General features: G+C 36.2%; 1 pseudogene. It reads left to right on the top strand.

The window, feature by feature from the left end:
• Positions 1-153 (top strand): annotated as a pseudogene (locus COZ07_RS00845) (galactose-1-epimerase); the annotation flags it as partial.
• Positions 154-367: the final 214 nt, after the last annotated feature.

Raw genomic sequence — 367 nt, 5'->3', positions numbered from 1 at the left:
GCAGGTGGAGCGCTGTTTCAGAAACACAGTGGCCTCTGCTTGGAAACTGGATTTTTTCCTAATTCAATTAATGAACCTGAGTTTCCCTCTCCCATCCTATATCCAGATAGAACCTACCACCAGGTTACGATACACCGCTTTTTTACCGATTAAGTTAGCACTTTTTGTACCTCCCGAATATCTCCTCTTAAAAATAAATTGACAAATACGACTAATAAAATATATAATATATAATAGTTGTACGGTTATCCGTATAAGTTAATAATGTTGTATACTAACCTATAAAAGACAATCTTCAAAGTTCGGGAGGATTGGGAAATGCTTTTGATTCGGAATAGTGTATTGTACCCCTTACTAATAAAGGAGG

Source organism: Candidatus Infernicultor aquiphilus, from assembly GCF_002784285.1.
Taxonomy (GTDB): domain Bacteria; phylum Atribacterota; class Phoenicimicrobiia; order Phoenicimicrobiales; family Phoenicimicrobiaceae; genus Infernicultor; species Infernicultor aquiphilus.
Note: the sequence above shows the minus strand (reverse complement) of the source record. Positions and strands in the feature narration are given on the sequence as shown.